Origin of the sequence: Propionicimonas sp. (assembly GCF_049840635.1) — a bacterium.
GTDB lineage: Bacteria > Actinomycetota > Actinomycetes > Propionibacteriales > Propionibacteriaceae > Propionicimonas.
On sequence record NZ_JASGKL010000005.1, the window covers coordinates 1782176 to 1796707 of the forward strand.

The following is a 14532-nucleotide window of genomic DNA, read 5'->3' on the forward strand; positions in this document are numbered from 1 at the left end:
CGGCGTGGCAGCTTCCGCGGCCATTCCGCGCCCCACGCCGCCGCCGCCCCCCTCTTAGGGGCGGCGTAGCGGCGTGGCGTGAGGCCCAGCAGGGCGTGTCTGTGATCGAGACCAACCGGCAACCGGAGGAGGAGCAGTGAGGAGTGCAGGACCACTTTGGCCGCGTCATCGAGTGAAGGCCCGAGCCCAGAGGGAGCAGCGTCGGCGGATGGGGCGAGCCCCGAGGAAGAGGTGCCGTCGTCCGAGAGCCCATGAGGCTCCTGAACCCATGAGCCAGCCCTAGTTCGGGAGCTCCAGAGTAAGTGTCATCTCTCAGGACATCGGTGACGGTTCTGCGTCAGGACATCGGTGACGGTTCCGGGGTTCTTGGTGGTGACACTTCCTCGGCAGGGTTGGCCGGATGGCTGCCAACGACCCCATCGATCCTGTTGTCCGTCTCGCGATCGCCGAGTGGCCCGACGACGCCCCTCGTGGTGCGGTGTCGACGTTCTGTGCCGAGCACGGAATCTCGCGCAAGTCGTTCTACGAGCTGCGCAAACGGGCACGGGTCAACGGGCAGGCGGCGGTCCTCGAACCGAGGTCGCGGCGGCCGAGGTCGTCCCCGACGCGGCTGAGCGAGCAGGTGAAGGCGCAGGCGGTCGCGGTCCGCAAGGTGCTGGAGTCCTCCGGGTTGGATCACGGCCCGATCAGCGTGCACGACAAGATGACCGCGATGGGCCTGCCGGTGGTGCCCTCCACCGCAGCGTTGGCCCGCATCTTCCGCCAGGCCGGCGTGGCCCGGGCCGAGCCGAAGAAGAGGCCACGGGCCGCGTGGCGCCGGTTCGTCTATCCGGCACCGAACGCGTGCTGGCAGCTCGACGCGACCGAGTACGTGCTCACCGGTGGCCGAAAGTGTGTGGTCTTCCAGCTGATCGATGACCACTCCCGCTACGCGGTCGCCTCCCACGTCGCCTGGAGCGAAACCTCCGCTGCGGCGATCGCGGTGGTCGACAAGGGCATCGCCGCCCACGGCGTCCCCCAACGCCTCCTCAGTGACAACGGTGCCGCGCTCAACCCGTCCCGGCGCGGTGTCACCGGACAACTCTTCACCCACGTGACCCGGATGGGCATCCACGCGATCACCGGCAAGCCCTACAAGCCGACCACCCAGGGCAAGAACGAACGCTTCCACCAAACCCTGTTCCGCTGGCTCGACGCCCAACCCCTCGCCGAGTCCCTGGCGGAACTGCAAGCCCAGGTCGACACCTTCGACCGGATCTACAACACCCAGCGGCCCCACCAAGGCCTGCCCGGCCGGGTCACCCCCGAGACCGCCTGGCTCGCCACTCCGAAAGCCGCACCACCCCGCCCCCTGACCAGCCAGCCGACCCCTCCCCGCCCCCGCAAGCGACGCCGACCCGCACCGGCGCCCGACCTGCCCGCCGGCACCGTGATCCGCCACCTGACCAGCCAAGGAACCTTCGGACTCGACAACGTCCGATACCTCGTCGGCCCCGAACACGGCCTCGCCGAAGTCCTCGTCCAGCAACACGACGACCAGATCACCGTCATCGACCACAACGGCGAGATCCTCCTGGAAACCACCCGACCAGCGGCCGGGGTGACCTACGTCGGCCGGACCCGCAGCACCCACCGAACGTCACCGAAGTCCTGACACACGATCCGTCACCGATGTCCTGATGCTGAACTGTCACCGCTGTCCTGAGACATCACAGAGCTCCAGAGTAAGCACCAGGGCACGCGTAATCGAACAGATGTTCGGCTAACGTTCGCTAGCAACCGCACGTTTCCCGGCGATGACAAGGAGAAATGCACCGATGAAGGCAGTTGGGTACGCCCGGGTCAGTAAGGCTGACCGGGACAAGACCGACGAGGACCAGCGCCTGTCGATCCGACAGCAGCGCGACGCCATCACGGCTGCCTGCGCAGTCAAGGGCTGGGAGCTCCTGGACATCTACGAGGACTTCGCCCGCTCCGGCACCGACGACGAGCGCGTGGACTACAAGCGGGTCCAGCGCCTCATCGACGCCGGGGAGGCCGACGTCGTGGTGGTCACCCGCCTGGACCGGCTCAGCCGCAAGGCGTGGCGGCTCCTGTGGCTGATCGAGGAGAAGGGCTGGAACATCTTCGCCATCGAGCAGTCCTTCGACACCCGGGAGCCCGAGGGCTGGCTCGCCGCCGCCATCCACGCACTCATGGCCGACTACGAGCGGCGGCTCATCGCCAAGCGCACCCGCCAGGCCCTCGCCCAACTCCGGCGTGAGGGCAAGCACCTGGGCCGTCCCTCAGCCATCCCCGCCGAGGTGGAGGACCGCATCGCTGACATGCACGCGGACGGCGTCAGCGCCTCCGCCATCGCGGCGCTACTGGAGGCCGAGGGCGTGGCCCGACCCACCAACACATGCAAGGCCTGGCACCACGCACACGTGCTGGCCGCCATTCGTCGCGTCGAGGTCCGACGCGCCGCAACGAACGGAGTTACCCGATGACCAGAGCACCACTCATCCCGTCCGATGAACGCCGCTGCAAGGCCAAGTGCAACGCCACCGGCGAGCGCTGCCGTGGCTGGGCGATCTCAGGCGGGACCGTCTGCAACAAGCACGGCGGGAGCGCCCCACAGGTGCGCGCCAAGGCCAAGGAGCGCGTTACCCGGGCCGAGTTGTTGGCCGAGGCCAAGGCCGATCCGACGCTGGCTGACGCCACACCGGCGGAGATGCTGCTGCACGCCGCCCACTCCACGGGGCGCGTGGTGCTGATGCTTCAGAAGCAGGGGGCCGGGCACAGCCTCGACCCCGCCAACCTGGACCTCCTGGGGGAGTGGCTTGATCGGCTGAGCAAGGCCGCGTCGGTCGTGGTGTCCTCCAAGGCGGACGAGCTCGTGATCGCGCAGCAGGCCCGGATCGCTGAGGGCCAGGCCCGCCAGATCGCCGAGGTGATGAACAGGGTGCTGAACGCGCTGGGCCTCACCGCTGAGCAGGCAGCCCGGGTGCCCGACGCCCTCGGTTCCGCCCTCGCCTCCCTCGGTCTCATCCCCAAGCCGAGCGCCAGCGGACGCCCTGCCAACTCCTCAGATCGGAACCTCGCCATGCTCACCGCCACTGGAGGCCGCGATGCCTGAACCCCTAGACCCCCGGTCGCGGATGTCGGAGGAGCAATACGACACCGCTCTGTACGTGGTGACCGAGTTGCTGGATGTGGTGCCGGACAACGAGCTCGAAGAGGCCAAGGGCTTCCTGCTAGATGCCGCCGCGCGCAAGGCAATGAACCTGCGTGCGTTCGGGAACAAGGCGACTCGGACGGACCTGCTCCCATGACCGCCGAGGTGTGGACGACCCTGCTCGACCTGATGGGCGGGGAGTCCGAGCGTGCCGCCCGGGCCGCCGACCCGGTGGCTTGGGCTGAGGGCAACGGGATCGAGTTGTGGTCCAAGCAGCGCGAGGTGATGGCCTCGGTGCGGGACAACCGGCGCACCGTGGTGCGGGCTGGGCACGGCGTCAGCAAGTCGTTCACTGCGTCGCTGTTGGCGGCGTGGTGGGTGTCGCGGTTCCCGGTGGGGGAGGCCCTGGTCGTGACGACCGCGCCGACCCAGCGTCAGGTGTCCACCATCCTGTGGGGCGAGCTTCGCCGGCTGCATGCCCGGCTCGGGCTGCCGGGCACTATCGGTCTCGACAACGTGTGGCGCATCGGCGGCACCCTCGTTGCGATCGGCCAGAAGCCCGCCGACCAAGACGAGGTCGCCTTCCAGGGACTCCACGCCCGCCACGTGCTGGCGATCCTGGACGAGGCCGCAGGCTTACCCGACCCGCTGTGGGACGCCGTCGCCGGTGTGGTGACCTCGGCCACCTCCCGGCAGTTGGCAATCGGGAACCCCGACAGCCGAGGCGGACGTTTTGAGAAGGCGTTCGAGCCTGGGTCTGGCTGGGAGCCGATCCACGTACCCGTGACCGCCAGCCCGGCGTTCACCGGGGAGGCTGTGAGCGACGACCTGCTGGCCGTGCTGCCCGCCCGGGAATGGGTCGAGGACGCCCGTCGCGGCTGGGGTGAGAACAGCCCGCAGTACGCGTCCCGCGTGCTCGGAGAGTTCCCCGCCAAGGATGCAGACGCGCTGGTGTCGTGGGATCAGATCAAGGCCGGGCAGCGGTTCACCTACCCGGGCAGGCCGCACCCGTTCATCATCGGCTGCGACGTCGCCCGGTTCGGCGGCGACTCCACCGTGATCGCGCTTCGGCAGGGCTGGTCGGTTCGGATTATGGAGAGCGTGCGTGGCTGGGCCACCACCCAGACCGCCGGGCTGCTCACCAACCTGAGCCGCCGGTTCAACAACTGCGTCGTGCGGGTCGATGACACCGGCGTCGGTGGCGGCGTCACCGACATGCTCAACGAGAACCGGGTGAACGTCGAGCCGATCATCGCCGCCGCTCAGGCAGCTGACCCGAAGCTGTTCGCCAACGCCCGGGCAGAGGGCTACTGGCGCGTGCGGCAGGCGCTCGAGGTCGGGATTCTGGACATCGACCCCGCCGACGACGAACTCGCCCGCCAACTGGCCCGGCTCCGCTACAGGCTCGACTCCAAGGGCCGAGTCCTCATCGAATCCAAGGACGCTATGCGCGCCCGGGGCGAGCCGTCCCCTGACCGGGCCGACGCCGTCGCGCTCACCCTCACCGAGCCGCCCGGCCCCAGGCCCGGCACCACCTACAGCTTCCAGTGAAAGGACCAGAAGTGACCACCGCAACCGCAACAGAAGGAACGGCAATGACCGACAACACCACCACCCGGGCGCTTACCGCCACCCGCACCATCCACCAGCTGGGAGGCCTCCAGCGGGCCACCTACGGCAGCAGCGCCACCGTGCCCGTCGGCTCCGACGAACTGCTGCGCCTGCTGGGCGTGTTCGCCAAGCTGCACCTGGAGGTGCCCGCCGAGGTGGCCGACACCCTGGAGGCCACCGCCACCATCGCCCAGCGCGCCCACAAGCTGAAGGTCGCCTCGCCCATCTTCGACAAGAGCGACCTCGCGGCCGACGACTGGGAGGACCGGTTCACCACCGCCATGACCGGCAGACTCCGGGAGATGGCGAAGGCCGACGCCCTCATCAACGCCGCCAAGACGACCGCCATCAACGAGGCCGCCGCCACGATCCGCGCCGCCAGCCCGGCCCTGATCGGCATCCTCAACACGGCGTACCGTCCGTACGCCGCCGCCGAGCACCGCAACGCGGGGCAAGGCATCCACGAGGCGCACCAGACCCTCCTGTCCTGGCAGCCCGGCCAGCCGTTGTGGAAGGCCCGCAACGACTACGCCGCTGAGTGGTGCATCCTGTTCGCCTGGACTCAGGACGCCTGGAACCGGCTCGCCACGGACACCCGGGCACAGATGGAGCTCCCCGGGAACTGGACCAGCCGCTACGAGTTCGCCATCGAATGCGGCGGCGTCCCCTATCTGACCCCGAGCGTGAAGGACACCTTCGACCGCTCCGAGGCCCACAGGCACGCCTTCCGGAACTGGCAGGAAGAGCAGTCGGCCGAGGCCCGGCAGGAGTGGGCGCAGGGCCAGTTCAACGATCAGGTCGCCCAGGCCGAAGCCGAGCACCGGCGGGCCGTCCGCAACCAGGAGGCCATCGCCGCCGCCCTGGTCGCTGCGGAGGCGGCAGCCGCCGAGTAGACCAGCGGACCCCGGGGCGTTCTCGTCACTCGCCCCGGACCCTCCGCACCATCCCCAAGGCCCTCCGCGGAACGGTACGCGGAGGGCCTTGGTGTTGCCCAGGGTGTTGTCACGGGTGATGGCTCGGGGTTCCTCAGAACGGAACCTCGGGATGCTCGTTCACCACTCGCGCGATGGTGTCCCTGGCAGGCGTGCGGCTGCAGGTCCGTCTCCCCAGAGGTCGTCGACGATGTCGCGATCGTCCGCTGCTTTCGCCCGGGCGACTGCGTCTCGCGCCTTTGCCTCCTTCTTCAGAGCATCGGTAAGCGGAGCGAGAGCGTCCTCGTTGAACAGGCTGTACGGATGAATGAGTGTCTGGCTGCCGTCTCGACCCGTACGGACGGCATAGCCATGCTTCCTGAAGATGGCAGCAATGGCGTTGACCCGTTGTCCCCTGAAGAAGTCGTAGAGGGTGAAGGTCACAGCACGGTTCCGTGCGGTGTCTTCCGACGAACCAGGCCACTTGATCTTGCCGACGGCTCCGCGAACGTCGGCCGCCAGCACTGATGACGCGCGGGCCAACTCGTCTCGGAACTGTACGACGCCTTCTTTGCCGAGGGCCTTTGTGACCTCTGGCTGGGCCTGTGCTGCGGCACGCGCCAAGGCGTCGACAGCGTCGGGAATGCCCGCTGCAATCGCTTCAAGGTGCGTTTGCTTCAACTCGTCGGCGAGGCCTGATGCCTCGTCCAGTCTCGCCTGCGCCTCTTTCAGCGCAAGGCGTGTTTCCTCGCTCATGCTCCTGAGGCTAGAGGGTCCCGCCGACAGCCGGGGGGAATCGGCCAACGGTGCACTGCGTTACCCGGTGACCGTGGCGCCCCAGGCCGCGAGCTCCGCGTCGCTCGGCTCGGACACCTGCCCAGCGGGCAGCCAGTCGAAGGTCAGTCGGGCGAGCCTCAGCGCATCGCCCTTGTCACCCTGCCGGCCTCGGCGCACCAGCACGCGGTCGAGGGCGTGACCGAGGATCAGCCGCCGCTCCTCATCGGTCTGCGCTGCCTCCCAGTCCTCCGCAAAGGTCCGCGTCTCGCCGCCGACCGGCACGTACTGAACCTGCGGCGGCTGGTGCCGGGCCTCCTCCTGCACCTCCTTGAGCCGGGTCATCTCAGCCACGATCTCAACAGCCCGCTCGGGGGTGGCGTTGACCACTTCGCGCCCGAGTTCGGCCAGCCGAACGGACGCCTCCTGCAACTGCACCGAGCCGCCCTCAACGACTTCTTCGACCATGTTGAGGTGCAGGACGTCGCCTCGCTGGGTCAGGAACTCCGCGATCACCAGATCGTCGGGAGTGGAGAACGATTGGTGGCACTCGCGGCATTGGTAGGCCAGGCGGGGCCTGTCCTTCGTCCCGAGCGACGCCCGCCACATCCTCACGGGCTCGGCGTGCTCAGCGCACCACATCAGGCCCGACAGCAGACCGGAGTTCTTGCGGCGGAGGGCTACCGGCGTCCGCTGGGCACGCGAGGGCTCGGCCAGCTTGGCCTGCATCGCCCGCCACTGACTGACCGGCATGATCGCCAGCGACTCATCGACCACGGGCAGGCCGTCCTCATCGCGCACGACATCGTCCCCTCGAACCTTGCTGGTCGTGTTGCCGGGGTTGTGCGGCACCATGCCCGCCAGCAGCGGGTGTCGGATGATCCGCTCCACGGTCGCGTAGCGCCACTTCTCCGACCCCTTGGACGTCGGCGCTCCGACCTCCTCCAGCCACTGCATCGTGGAGTAGATCGACAGCCCGGCGAGCGTGCGCCGCACCATCTCCCGGACGTAGCCGATGCGCTCCTCGTCATGCACCAGCAGGTAGCCCGCCCCATCAGGGTTCGGGACGCTCCGGTAGCCGTACAGCGGCACACCGCCCGGGTACCGGCCCACCCGCAGCAGGTAGTTGCGCGCCGCCCGCTGCCGGTCCCGCATCGCGGCCGACTCCATCTGACCGAACACCGCGAGCATGATCGCGAACGCCTCACCCTGCGCCGTGGTCATGTCGATGGGGTCCTCGACCGCGACGATGCCCGCACCCTTGGCCTTGACCGACTCGTTGGCGTTCAGGAAGTCGATCACCCGCCGGGCGAGCCGGTCCACCTTCCACACCACGACGGCATCGAACCGGGTGGAGGAGTCGAGCAGCGCCCGCCAGCCCGCCCGGTCCTCCGGCTTGTTGTGCGTGGCCGACACGCCCTCGTCCTTGAAGATCCCGACCACCTTCCAGCCTCGGGCAGTTGCGTACGCCTCCCCGGCCTCGATCTGCCGGGCGATGCTGACCGACTCATCGGTACGCAGGCTGATGCGCACGTACAGGACGCAGGTACGGACCTTCTTCGGTGACATGCTGGAACTCCTCGGTGGCTGGCGCGGTGGGCGCGGCTACAAGGGTAGTGGTTTACCCTCCGCCGGGCAGGGCGCGGGCAAGACCACCCTGCTGCGCGCGCTGATCGCCGCGATCCCGGAGACCGAGCGGTTCGGGACGCTGGAAACCGACTACGAGTTGCTCACCCACCTGCAGCCGCACCGGCGGAACATGGTGGCGCTGCAGGCCCGGGTCGGGATGGGTGAGGTGCTCCATGGGCGTCGCCTCGGCGAGTTCACGGTCGCTGACCTGATCCCCGAGGCGCTGCGGCAGAACCTCTCCCGGCTGGTCGTCGGCGAGGTGCGTGGCGGCGAGGCGGGCGCCATGTTCGAGGCGATGACGGCGGGCGCGGGCACGTTGAGCACGACGCACTCGCACTCCGCCGCGTCCACGATGGACCGGCTCGCGTCCCGGGTGGCCCAGGGCGGCGTGCTCAGCATGGACGAGGCGTACCGCCAGATCGCCCACCACATCGCGCTGCTGGTCCACGTCCGGCTCGTCGACGACACCTGGTGCGGCGGCCTTCGGACGCGCACCGTCGCCGAGATCCGCCAACTCACCGGTGGCCTCGAGGACGGGCGCCCCGTGACGCACGTGGTCTACCGGTCCGACGACGGTGAGGACTGGTTCAACCCCGAGCCCGGCCTGCTGGCGGAGCTGGCGCCCTACACCACGGCGTGGGAGGCGTGATGGGAACCTTCCTCGCCGCCCTCTGCGGCGTCCTGGTCGTCGGCGGCATCGTCCTGTTCATCGCGGGTTTCCACACCCCTCCCGCTGCGGGCGGGTCCTCATCCACAGGCCTGTGGACAAGTCTTGTGGACGGTCGTCTTGGCCGGGCCGTCCGGCGGCGCTGGTGGCAGGTGCTGCTGGCCGTCGTGGCCGGGGTCGTCGTCGCCTCCGTGACGGGGTGGCCGCTGCTCGCCGTACTCGTTCCTGTCGTCGGCTACGGCCTGCCGCTGGTGCTGTCCGCCCCGGCCAACCGCGACTTCGCACTGCTCGAGGCCCTCGACCGCTGGGTACGGACGCTGGCGTCCCTGCTGCCCACCGGACGCTCGATCTCCGACGCCATCCGGGTCTCCGTCCGGCAGGCTCCCACGCCGATCGCGTCCGACCTCCGCCTGCTGATCGCCCGACTCGACGACCGCTGGACGATCGAGCAGGCACTGTTCGCGCTCGCCGACGACCTCGACAGCGCGGACGCGGACGCCGTCCTCGCCGCTCTCGCGCTGGCCGCCCAGCGCGGCGGCACCGGTGCGAGCACCACCCTGGCCGCGCTCGCCGACAACATCCAGGACCGCCTGCGTGCCCTGCGAGAGATCGAGACCGAGCGGGCCAAGCCCCGGTTCGTCGTCCGTCAGGTGACGGTGATCACCGCCGTCGTCCTCGCGCTCGCGCTGGCCTTCGGCGGCTCGTTCTTCGCCCCCTACGGCACCGACATCGGCCAGGTCCTCCTGCTCGCCCTCGTCACCGCCTACCTCGGCTCGCTGCTCCTGCTGCGCCGGATGACCCTCCCACGACCGCGCCAGCGCATCCTCGCCGGACGCCCGGCCCCCGTCGCCGTCGAGGCGCACCCCGAGCCCCGGCGGACGCCATGAACCCGCTCGTTCTGGCGATCGTGACCGGTGCCCTGCTCGGCTTCGGGGTGTGGGCCGTCGCCGGCGTCGCGCTCCCCGTCCGGCCGCGGCTGGCCGACGCGCTCGACCTTCTGGACGGGCGGCTCGCCGTCCCCACCGGGGAGCCCCGCACCGGCATCGACCGGCTCGGCGGCTGGCTGCGCGCACGGCTGCGGCGTCCGGTGCCGGCCGCCACGCTGCGGCGGCTCCGGCTCACCGGACGCAGCGTCGAGCGCCACGACGCACACAAGGTCATCGGCGCGCTGGTCGGACTGTTCCTGCCCGCCCTGTTCGGCGCAGCACTCTCGCTCCTCCTCGGGACCAGCCTCGCCGTCCCCGCCTTCGTCGGGCTCGCCGGGGCCGTGGTCGGCTTCTTCGTCCCGGACCTCCTTCTGCGCGGCGCGGACGCCGAGCGTACCGAGGACGCCACCGAGGCCCTCCTCACCTACTTCGACCTCGTCACCCTCGAGCGGCTGGCCAACGCCTCGGGCAGCCAGGCCCTGCGCGCGGCCGCAGCCGTCAGCGACGTCACGGTGTTCGCCGCCATCAGGGACGCGCTCGAGCGCGCCCGCCTCGAGCAACGTCCGCCCTACCCTGAGCTCCGCCGGCTCGGCGCCGAACTCGAACTCCCCGCCCTGGTCGACGTCGCCGACGTGATGGCCCTCGACGAGGCCGGCGCTTCCCTCTCGGTCGCGCTCCGCGCCCGCGTGAGGGAGTTGCGCGACGCCCACCTGACCCAGGCAAGGATCGCCGCGTCCGCCGTGTCCGAGCGGATGGCGCTGTTCATGGTCGTTCCGTCGCTCGTTTTCGGCCTGTTCTTTCTCGTTCCCCCGATCCTGCGGTTGCTCGGCGGTTGAGCCGGGCGGAGGAGGCACTGCACATGAGGTTCCTGCACCTGCTGGTGGCCACCCTGGTCGGGCCACCACCACGCCGCGACCAGCGCGGCCTCTCCCAGTCCACGGAGACGGCCATCCTGCTCGGCGGGGCGGTGCTCGTCGCCGCGGCCGTCGTCGCGGCCGTGACCGTCTACGTGAACGCCAAGCTGCCGAGGCCGTGAACCCCGCCTCGCCGGTCGCGCCGAGCCGTGCCACCCGGCACCCCGGCGGCGTCCGGACGCGGAGCGAGCGCGGTGTGGCCGAGTCGACCCAGTGGGCGATCCTCCTGCCGACGCTCCTGCTGCTCGTGCTCGGACTCGTCCAGGTGGGTGTCTGGCTCTACTCCCGGACGGTCGCCGCCCAGGCCGCCGCCACGGTGGCCGACCTGCGCGTCACCGGGGCGGCCGCGGACGCTGCAGCCCGGGAGGCCGGCCTGCGGATCGCGACGGACGGCGGGCTGCAGGACGTCCAGATCGGCGTGGACGCCGCTGCGGGGCACCTGGTCGTGACGGTCAGCGGGCGCGCGCCGGTCTTCTTCGACGTGGGGCAGGGACGGATCGTCGAGCGCGCCGTGCTGCCGCTGGAGCGGGTGACCCCACCATGACCGCCAGCGAGCGCGGTTCCGCCGCCGTCGAGTTCGCGATGATCGTGCCGGTCGTGGTGCTGTTGTTCGGCCTGGTCGTGGGCGGCGCGCGGGTCTGGCTGGCGCGCGGCGTCGTCGAGCAGGCCGCCGCAGCGGCCGCCCGGGGCGTCTCGCAGGCCCGCACCCCCGCCGACGCGCGGCAGGCCGCGAGGGACCTCGCGTCCGCCCAGGCCGCGGTCGACGGCCTGCGTTGCGACCGCTGGGTCGTGGAGGTCGACGCCACCGCCCTCGCCACCGCGCCCGGCACGCCCGGGGCGGTGTCCGCCACCGTGACCTGCGCGGTGCCGCTGGCCGACGTGCTCGTGCCGGGCTGGCCCGGCTCGATCGACGTGCGCGCGACCTCCACGTCCATCGTGGACCGGTACCGGGGGAGGCAGTGATGCGCTGGCTGAAGGGTCTGGGCGCGGGCGCGGCTCTCCTCCTGGCGCTGGTCGGCGCCCCGCTCGCGCTTCTCGCGTGGGGCCGGCTGCCGTCCGGGTGGGCCGACCTCATCCGCCCCGACGACGGCACGCTGCTGCTGGGCGTCCTCACCGTGGCCGGCTGGATCGCGTGGGCAGCCTTCGCCGCATCCACCCTCGTCGAGGCCGTGCGCCTCGGTGACCGCGAGCACCGTCCGCTCCGGCTGCCGCTGCTGGGCGGGCTCCAGGGCGTCAGCGCCGGCCTGCTGCTCGCGGTCCTCGCGCTCGCGCCGAGCGGGACGCCGTCCCAGACGGCGGGGGACGCGTTGGTCGTCGCCGCTCCGCGGGAACCGGTCGCGCCACCGCCGGAAGGCGCGGTGGAAGCACCCACGGAGCAGGTCGAGCAGGACGCCGACCACTACACCGTCGAGCCCGGTGACGACCTGTGGTCGATCAGCGTCCGGCTGCTGGGGGACGGCGCGCGGTGGCGCGAACTCGCCGCCGCCAACCCGGCGCACCTCCACGACCCGACCACGCGGCTGGCGCCCGGCACCTGGCTCACGCTCCCCGCGTCGGTCGCCCGGGCCGCGACCCACGTCCGGGTCGAGCGGGGCGACACGCTCAGCGGCCTCGCGCTGGAGTACCTCGGCGACGCCGGACGCTGGCCGCGGATCGCCGAGGCGAACGCGCACCTGGTCGAGGATCCCGACCACATCGAGGTCGGCTGGCGGCTGACCGTCCCCGGCGCGGCTGCGACGGACCGCGCCACCCCGGAGCGACAGGACGACCACGATGAGCGGTCGTCCGCCTCCCGCGACGGTGAGGGGGGTGCGCGGGAGCCGTCTTCCCCCGATGGCGAGGCTGGCCACGGGCGGACCTCCCGGGACGACGAGACCGAGGTCGGGCGGGCCTCCCGGGACGACGAGACGGAGGTCGGGCGGGCCTCCCGGGACGACGAGACGGAGGTCGGGCGGTCCTCCCCGGCCCCGTCCCCTGACGTTCCCCCGGAACGGGTGGACGCGCCCACCGCGTCGACGGGCGCGGCCGACGACGCGCAGGCCCCCGCTCCTGCGCTCCCGCTGCTCGGCACGCTCGGCACCCTCGCCGCTGCGGCGATCCTCGGGGTCGTGGAGACCCGGCGCACGCTGCGGCTGCGGGAGCGCCCCGTGGGCCGCCGGCTGATCCCTCCGGACGAGGAGGCCACCCGGCTCAGGGCGGGGCTCGGTGCGCGGCAGCGACCCCGTCCGCTCACCGTCCTCGACGCTGCGCTGCGGGCCGTCGGCCGACACTGCCACGTCCGCAGGATCCCCTTGCCCGACCTGGCGCGCGCCGTGGTCGGGCCGACCTCCGTGGTTCTGGAGTGGGCGTCGCCGACGGTGCTGCCGCCCGCCGGTTTCACCGGCACGCGCGACCGGTGGGAGGCCGCGTTGGCCGAGCCGCCGGACGTTGGGGACCACCCGTGCCCGTTCCCTGCGCTGGTCAGCCTCGGCAGCACGGCGGACGGGGACCGGCTCGTGCTGGTGGACGCGGAGCGGTCGCGCGTGCTCGCTGTCGCGTCCGACGACCCCGAACTGCGGCGCTCGGCGCTGGCGGCGATGGCCGTGGAACTGGCGTGCGCGCCGTGGTCGGCAGAGGCGCGGCTGGTCGTGGTCGGCGCGGACGCCCGGCTGGTGGCCCTGGCCGGCGGCGACCGCGTCCACACCGCACAGCCGGACGAGGCGCTCGGCGACCTGCGGACGCTCGTGGCCCGCCGAAGGGCGGCGCTGGGCGACGAGCCGCTCGCCGCACTGCGCGTCGACCCCGACCGGGCGGACGCGGTCGCGCCGGTCGTGGTCTGCCTGCTCGACGACGTCCCGCCCGACGTGGCGGAGGAACTGGACGAGGTGCTCGCCGGCCCGGCGACGGGGACGGCGGTGCTGCTGGGCACGCGATCGGAGGCTGCCGCGCAGTGGCAGGTCGGCGGCGGGGCCGACGCCCCGACCGGACGGTTGGCCGGCGTGGGCGAGCAGCTCGTCGCCCACGCGATCCCTGAAGCCACGAGGGCGGGGGTCGTGCGGCTGCTCGCGGCGGCCGACGACCCGTCCACCACTCCCGCGCCGTGGTGGGGCGGCGAGGACGACGGCGCCGGCAACGTGCGGACCCTGCCCCCGCGTGCCCAGCGAGGAGGAGACGTGGACATCGTCAGGCTGGTCGCCAGCGCCGAGAACCCACAAGTGCTGTTGCTCGGGCCCGCCGAGCTGACCGGCGCCCCCGGCCCGGAGCCGACCCGCTCCCGCCAGCAGCTCGTCGAACTGTGCGCGTGGCTGCTGGAGCACCCGGCCAGCACAGCGACGGCGATGGCCGCCGGTCTGGCCGTCGCGGAGAGCACCCGCCGCTCGAACCTGAGCAGGCTCCGGGCGTGGCTGGGCGATGCTCCCGACGGGAAGCCCTACCTCCCCGACGCCTACTCCGGCCGCGTGGTGCTGCACCCGGGGGTCGGTTCCGACTGGCACCGGCTGCAGCTGTTGCTCGCCCCGGGCGTCGACCGGGTCGGTGACAGCACGCTGGTCGCCGCGCTGGAACTGGTCCGCGGCGCGCCGCTCGCCGACGCCGCACCCAGCCAGTGGCACTGGGCGGAGGAGTTGCGCACGGACGCGTCCAGCGCGCTGAGGGACGTCGGCGTCGTCCTCGCGGAGCGCGCGCTGGCAAGGGGCGACATCGACCTGGCCCGGTGGGCGGCCGCCCGCGCGCTGGCCGCGGCCCCGGACGACGAGTTGTTGCTCTGCGCACGGATCCGCACCGAGCACAGGGCGGGCAACGCCGCTGAGGTGGAGCGGCTCGTCCGACAGGTCACCGGGAGCGCCCGGACGCTGGGCGTCGACCTGTTGCCCGAGACCGTCGAGCTCTGCCAGCAGGTGATCGAGGGACGCCTCCGCGCTCGCGCCTGACGGTGGGCGCCGCCCCGCGCGTCGTCGCTGGACGG

Annotated in this window: 13 protein-coding genes and 2 pseudogenes; 13 read left to right on the top strand and 2 right to left on the bottom strand. The window is 71.8% G+C overall.

Features of this window, described 5'->3' with window-relative positions; genetic code table 11:
* Positions 1-400: 400 nt before the first annotated feature.
* The 6 genes and pseudogenes from QM779_RS13890 to QM779_RS13915 all read left to right on the top strand — a co-directional run.
* A pseudogene (locus tag QM779_RS13890) lies at positions 401-1372 on the top strand (integrase core domain-containing protein); the annotation flags it as partial.
* 445 nt (positions 1373-1817) lie between these two features.
* A complete protein-coding gene (locus QM779_RS13895; RefSeq protein WP_428536211.1) occupies positions 1818-2489 on the top strand; it encodes a recombinase family protein in 672 nt (223 codons plus the stop codon).
* A complete protein-coding gene (locus QM779_RS13900; RefSeq protein WP_428536213.1) occupies positions 2486-3118 on the top strand; it encodes a hypothetical protein in 633 nt (210 codons plus the stop codon). Before QM779_RS13895 ends, QM779_RS13900 begins: the two co-directional genes overlap by 4 nt.
* Positions 3111-3314 (top strand): hypothetical protein, encoded by a 204-nt coding sequence (locus QM779_RS13905; RefSeq protein WP_428536215.1) that lies wholly within the window; start codon positions 3111-3113, stop codon positions 3312-3314. The genes QM779_RS13900 and QM779_RS13905 overlap by 8 nt, the downstream gene beginning before the upstream one ends.
* A complete protein-coding gene (locus QM779_RS13910) occupies positions 3311-4708 on the top strand; it encodes a hypothetical protein (protein ID WP_428536217.1) in 1398 nt (465 codons plus the stop codon). Before QM779_RS13905 ends, QM779_RS13910 begins: the two co-directional genes overlap by 4 nt.
* 44 nt (positions 4709-4752) lie before the next feature.
* Positions 4753-5661, top strand: coding sequence for a hypothetical protein (locus QM779_RS13915; protein ID WP_428536219.1), 909 nt, complete (start codon positions 4753-4755; stop codon positions 5659-5661).
* A gap of 159 nt (positions 5662-5820) precedes the next feature.
* On the opposite strand, the gene QM779_RS13920 is transcribed toward QM779_RS13915, so the two are convergent.
* Positions 5821-6435 (bottom strand): hypothetical protein, encoded by a 615-nt coding sequence (locus QM779_RS13920; RefSeq protein ID WP_428536221.1) that lies wholly within the window; start codon positions 6433-6435, stop codon positions 5821-5823.
* Between the two features lie 60 nt (positions 6436-6495).
* A complete protein-coding gene (locus tag QM779_RS13925) occupies positions 6496-8022 on the bottom strand; it encodes a recombinase family protein (protein WP_428536223.1) in 1527 nt (508 codons plus the stop codon).
* A 67-nt stretch (positions 8023-8089) separates the two neighbouring features.
* Between QM779_RS13925 and QM779_RS13930 the strand changes: the two are divergent.
* From QM779_RS13930 to QM779_RS13960, 7 genes and pseudogenes are all read left to right on the top strand, one after another.
* Positions 8090-8731: pseudogene (locus QM779_RS13930) on the top strand (ATPase, T2SS/T4P/T4SS family); the annotation flags it as partial.
* Positions 8731-9636, top strand: a complete 906-nt coding sequence (locus QM779_RS13935) for a type II secretion system F family protein (RefSeq protein ID WP_428536225.1) — start codon at positions 8731-8733, stop codon at positions 9634-9636. The pseudogene QM779_RS13930 and the gene QM779_RS13935, both read left to right, overlap by 1 nt.
* The gene (locus QM779_RS13940; RefSeq protein WP_428536227.1) at positions 9633-10511 is read left to right on the top strand and encodes a type II secretion system F family protein; all 879 of its coding nucleotides are present in this window, start codon (positions 9633-9635) and stop codon (positions 10509-10511) included. Before QM779_RS13935 ends, QM779_RS13940 begins: the two co-directional genes overlap by 4 nt.
* 23 nt (positions 10512-10534) lie before the next feature.
* A complete protein-coding gene (locus tag QM779_RS13945; RefSeq protein ID WP_428536229.1) occupies positions 10535-10711 on the top strand; it encodes a hypothetical protein in 177 nt (58 codons plus the stop codon).
* On the top strand, positions 10708-11133 hold the full coding sequence (locus QM779_RS13950) for a TadE/TadG family type IV pilus assembly protein (RefSeq protein WP_428536231.1): 426 nt from the start codon (positions 10708-10710) through the stop codon (positions 11131-11133). The genes QM779_RS13945 and QM779_RS13950 overlap by 4 nt, the downstream gene beginning before the upstream one ends.
* Complete coding sequence (locus QM779_RS13955) at positions 11130-11552, top strand: TadE/TadG family type IV pilus assembly protein (RefSeq protein ID WP_428536233.1); 423 nt, start codon at positions 11130-11132, stop codon at positions 11550-11552. Before QM779_RS13950 ends, QM779_RS13955 begins: the two co-directional genes overlap by 4 nt.
* Positions 11552-14497: a LysM peptidoglycan-binding domain-containing protein gene (locus QM779_RS13960; RefSeq protein ID WP_428536235.1), complete on the top strand. Its 2946-nt coding sequence runs from the start codon at positions 11552-11554 to the stop codon at positions 14495-14497. The genes QM779_RS13955 and QM779_RS13960 overlap by 1 nt, the downstream gene beginning before the upstream one ends.
* The last annotated feature ends 35 nt before the right edge of the window (positions 14498-14532 follow it).

What these genes read in the sequence shown, in the direction of transcription:
- QM779_RS13895 (WP_428536211.1), top strand. Translation starts at nt 1,818, where the DNA reads ATGAAGGCAGTTGGGTACGCCCGGGTCAGTAAGGCTGACCGGGACAAG.
- QM779_RS13900 (WP_428536213.1), top strand. Translation starts at nt 2,486, where the DNA reads ATGACCAGAGCACCACTCATCCCGTCCGATGAACGCCGCTGCAAGGCC.
- QM779_RS13905 (WP_428536215.1), top strand. Translation starts at nt 3,111, where the DNA reads ATGCCTGAACCCCTAGACCCCCGGTCGCGGATGTCGGAGGAGCAATAC.
- QM779_RS13910 (WP_428536217.1), top strand. Translation starts at nt 3,311, where the DNA reads ATGACCGCCGAGGTGTGGACGACCCTGCTCGACCTGATGGGCGGGGAG.
- QM779_RS13915 (WP_428536219.1), top strand. Translation starts at nt 4,753, where the DNA reads ATGACCGACAACACCACCACCCGGGCGCTTACCGCCACCCGCACCATC.
- QM779_RS13920 (WP_428536221.1), bottom strand. Translation starts at nt 6,435, where the DNA reads ATGAGCGAGGAAACACGCCTTGCGCTGAAAGAGGCGCAGGCGAGACTG.
- QM779_RS13925 (WP_428536223.1), bottom strand. Translation starts at nt 8,022, where the DNA reads ATGTCACCGAAGAAGGTCCGTACCTGCGTCCTGTACGTGCGCATCAGC.
- QM779_RS13935 (WP_428536225.1), top strand. Translation starts at nt 8,731, where the DNA reads ATGGGAACCTTCCTCGCCGCCCTCTGCGGCGTCCTGGTCGTCGGCGGC.
- QM779_RS13940 (WP_428536227.1), top strand. Translation starts at nt 9,633, where the DNA reads ATGAACCCGCTCGTTCTGGCGATCGTGACCGGTGCCCTGCTCGGCTTC.
- QM779_RS13945 (WP_428536229.1), top strand. Translation starts at nt 10,535, where the DNA reads ATGAGGTTCCTGCACCTGCTGGTGGCCACCCTGGTCGGGCCACCACCA.
- QM779_RS13955 (WP_428536233.1), top strand. Translation starts at nt 11,130, where the DNA reads ATGACCGCCAGCGAGCGCGGTTCCGCCGCCGTCGAGTTCGCGATGATC.
- QM779_RS13960 (WP_428536235.1), top strand. Translation starts at nt 11,552, where the DNA reads ATGCGCTGGCTGAAGGGTCTGGGCGCGGGCGCGGCTCTCCTCCTGGCG.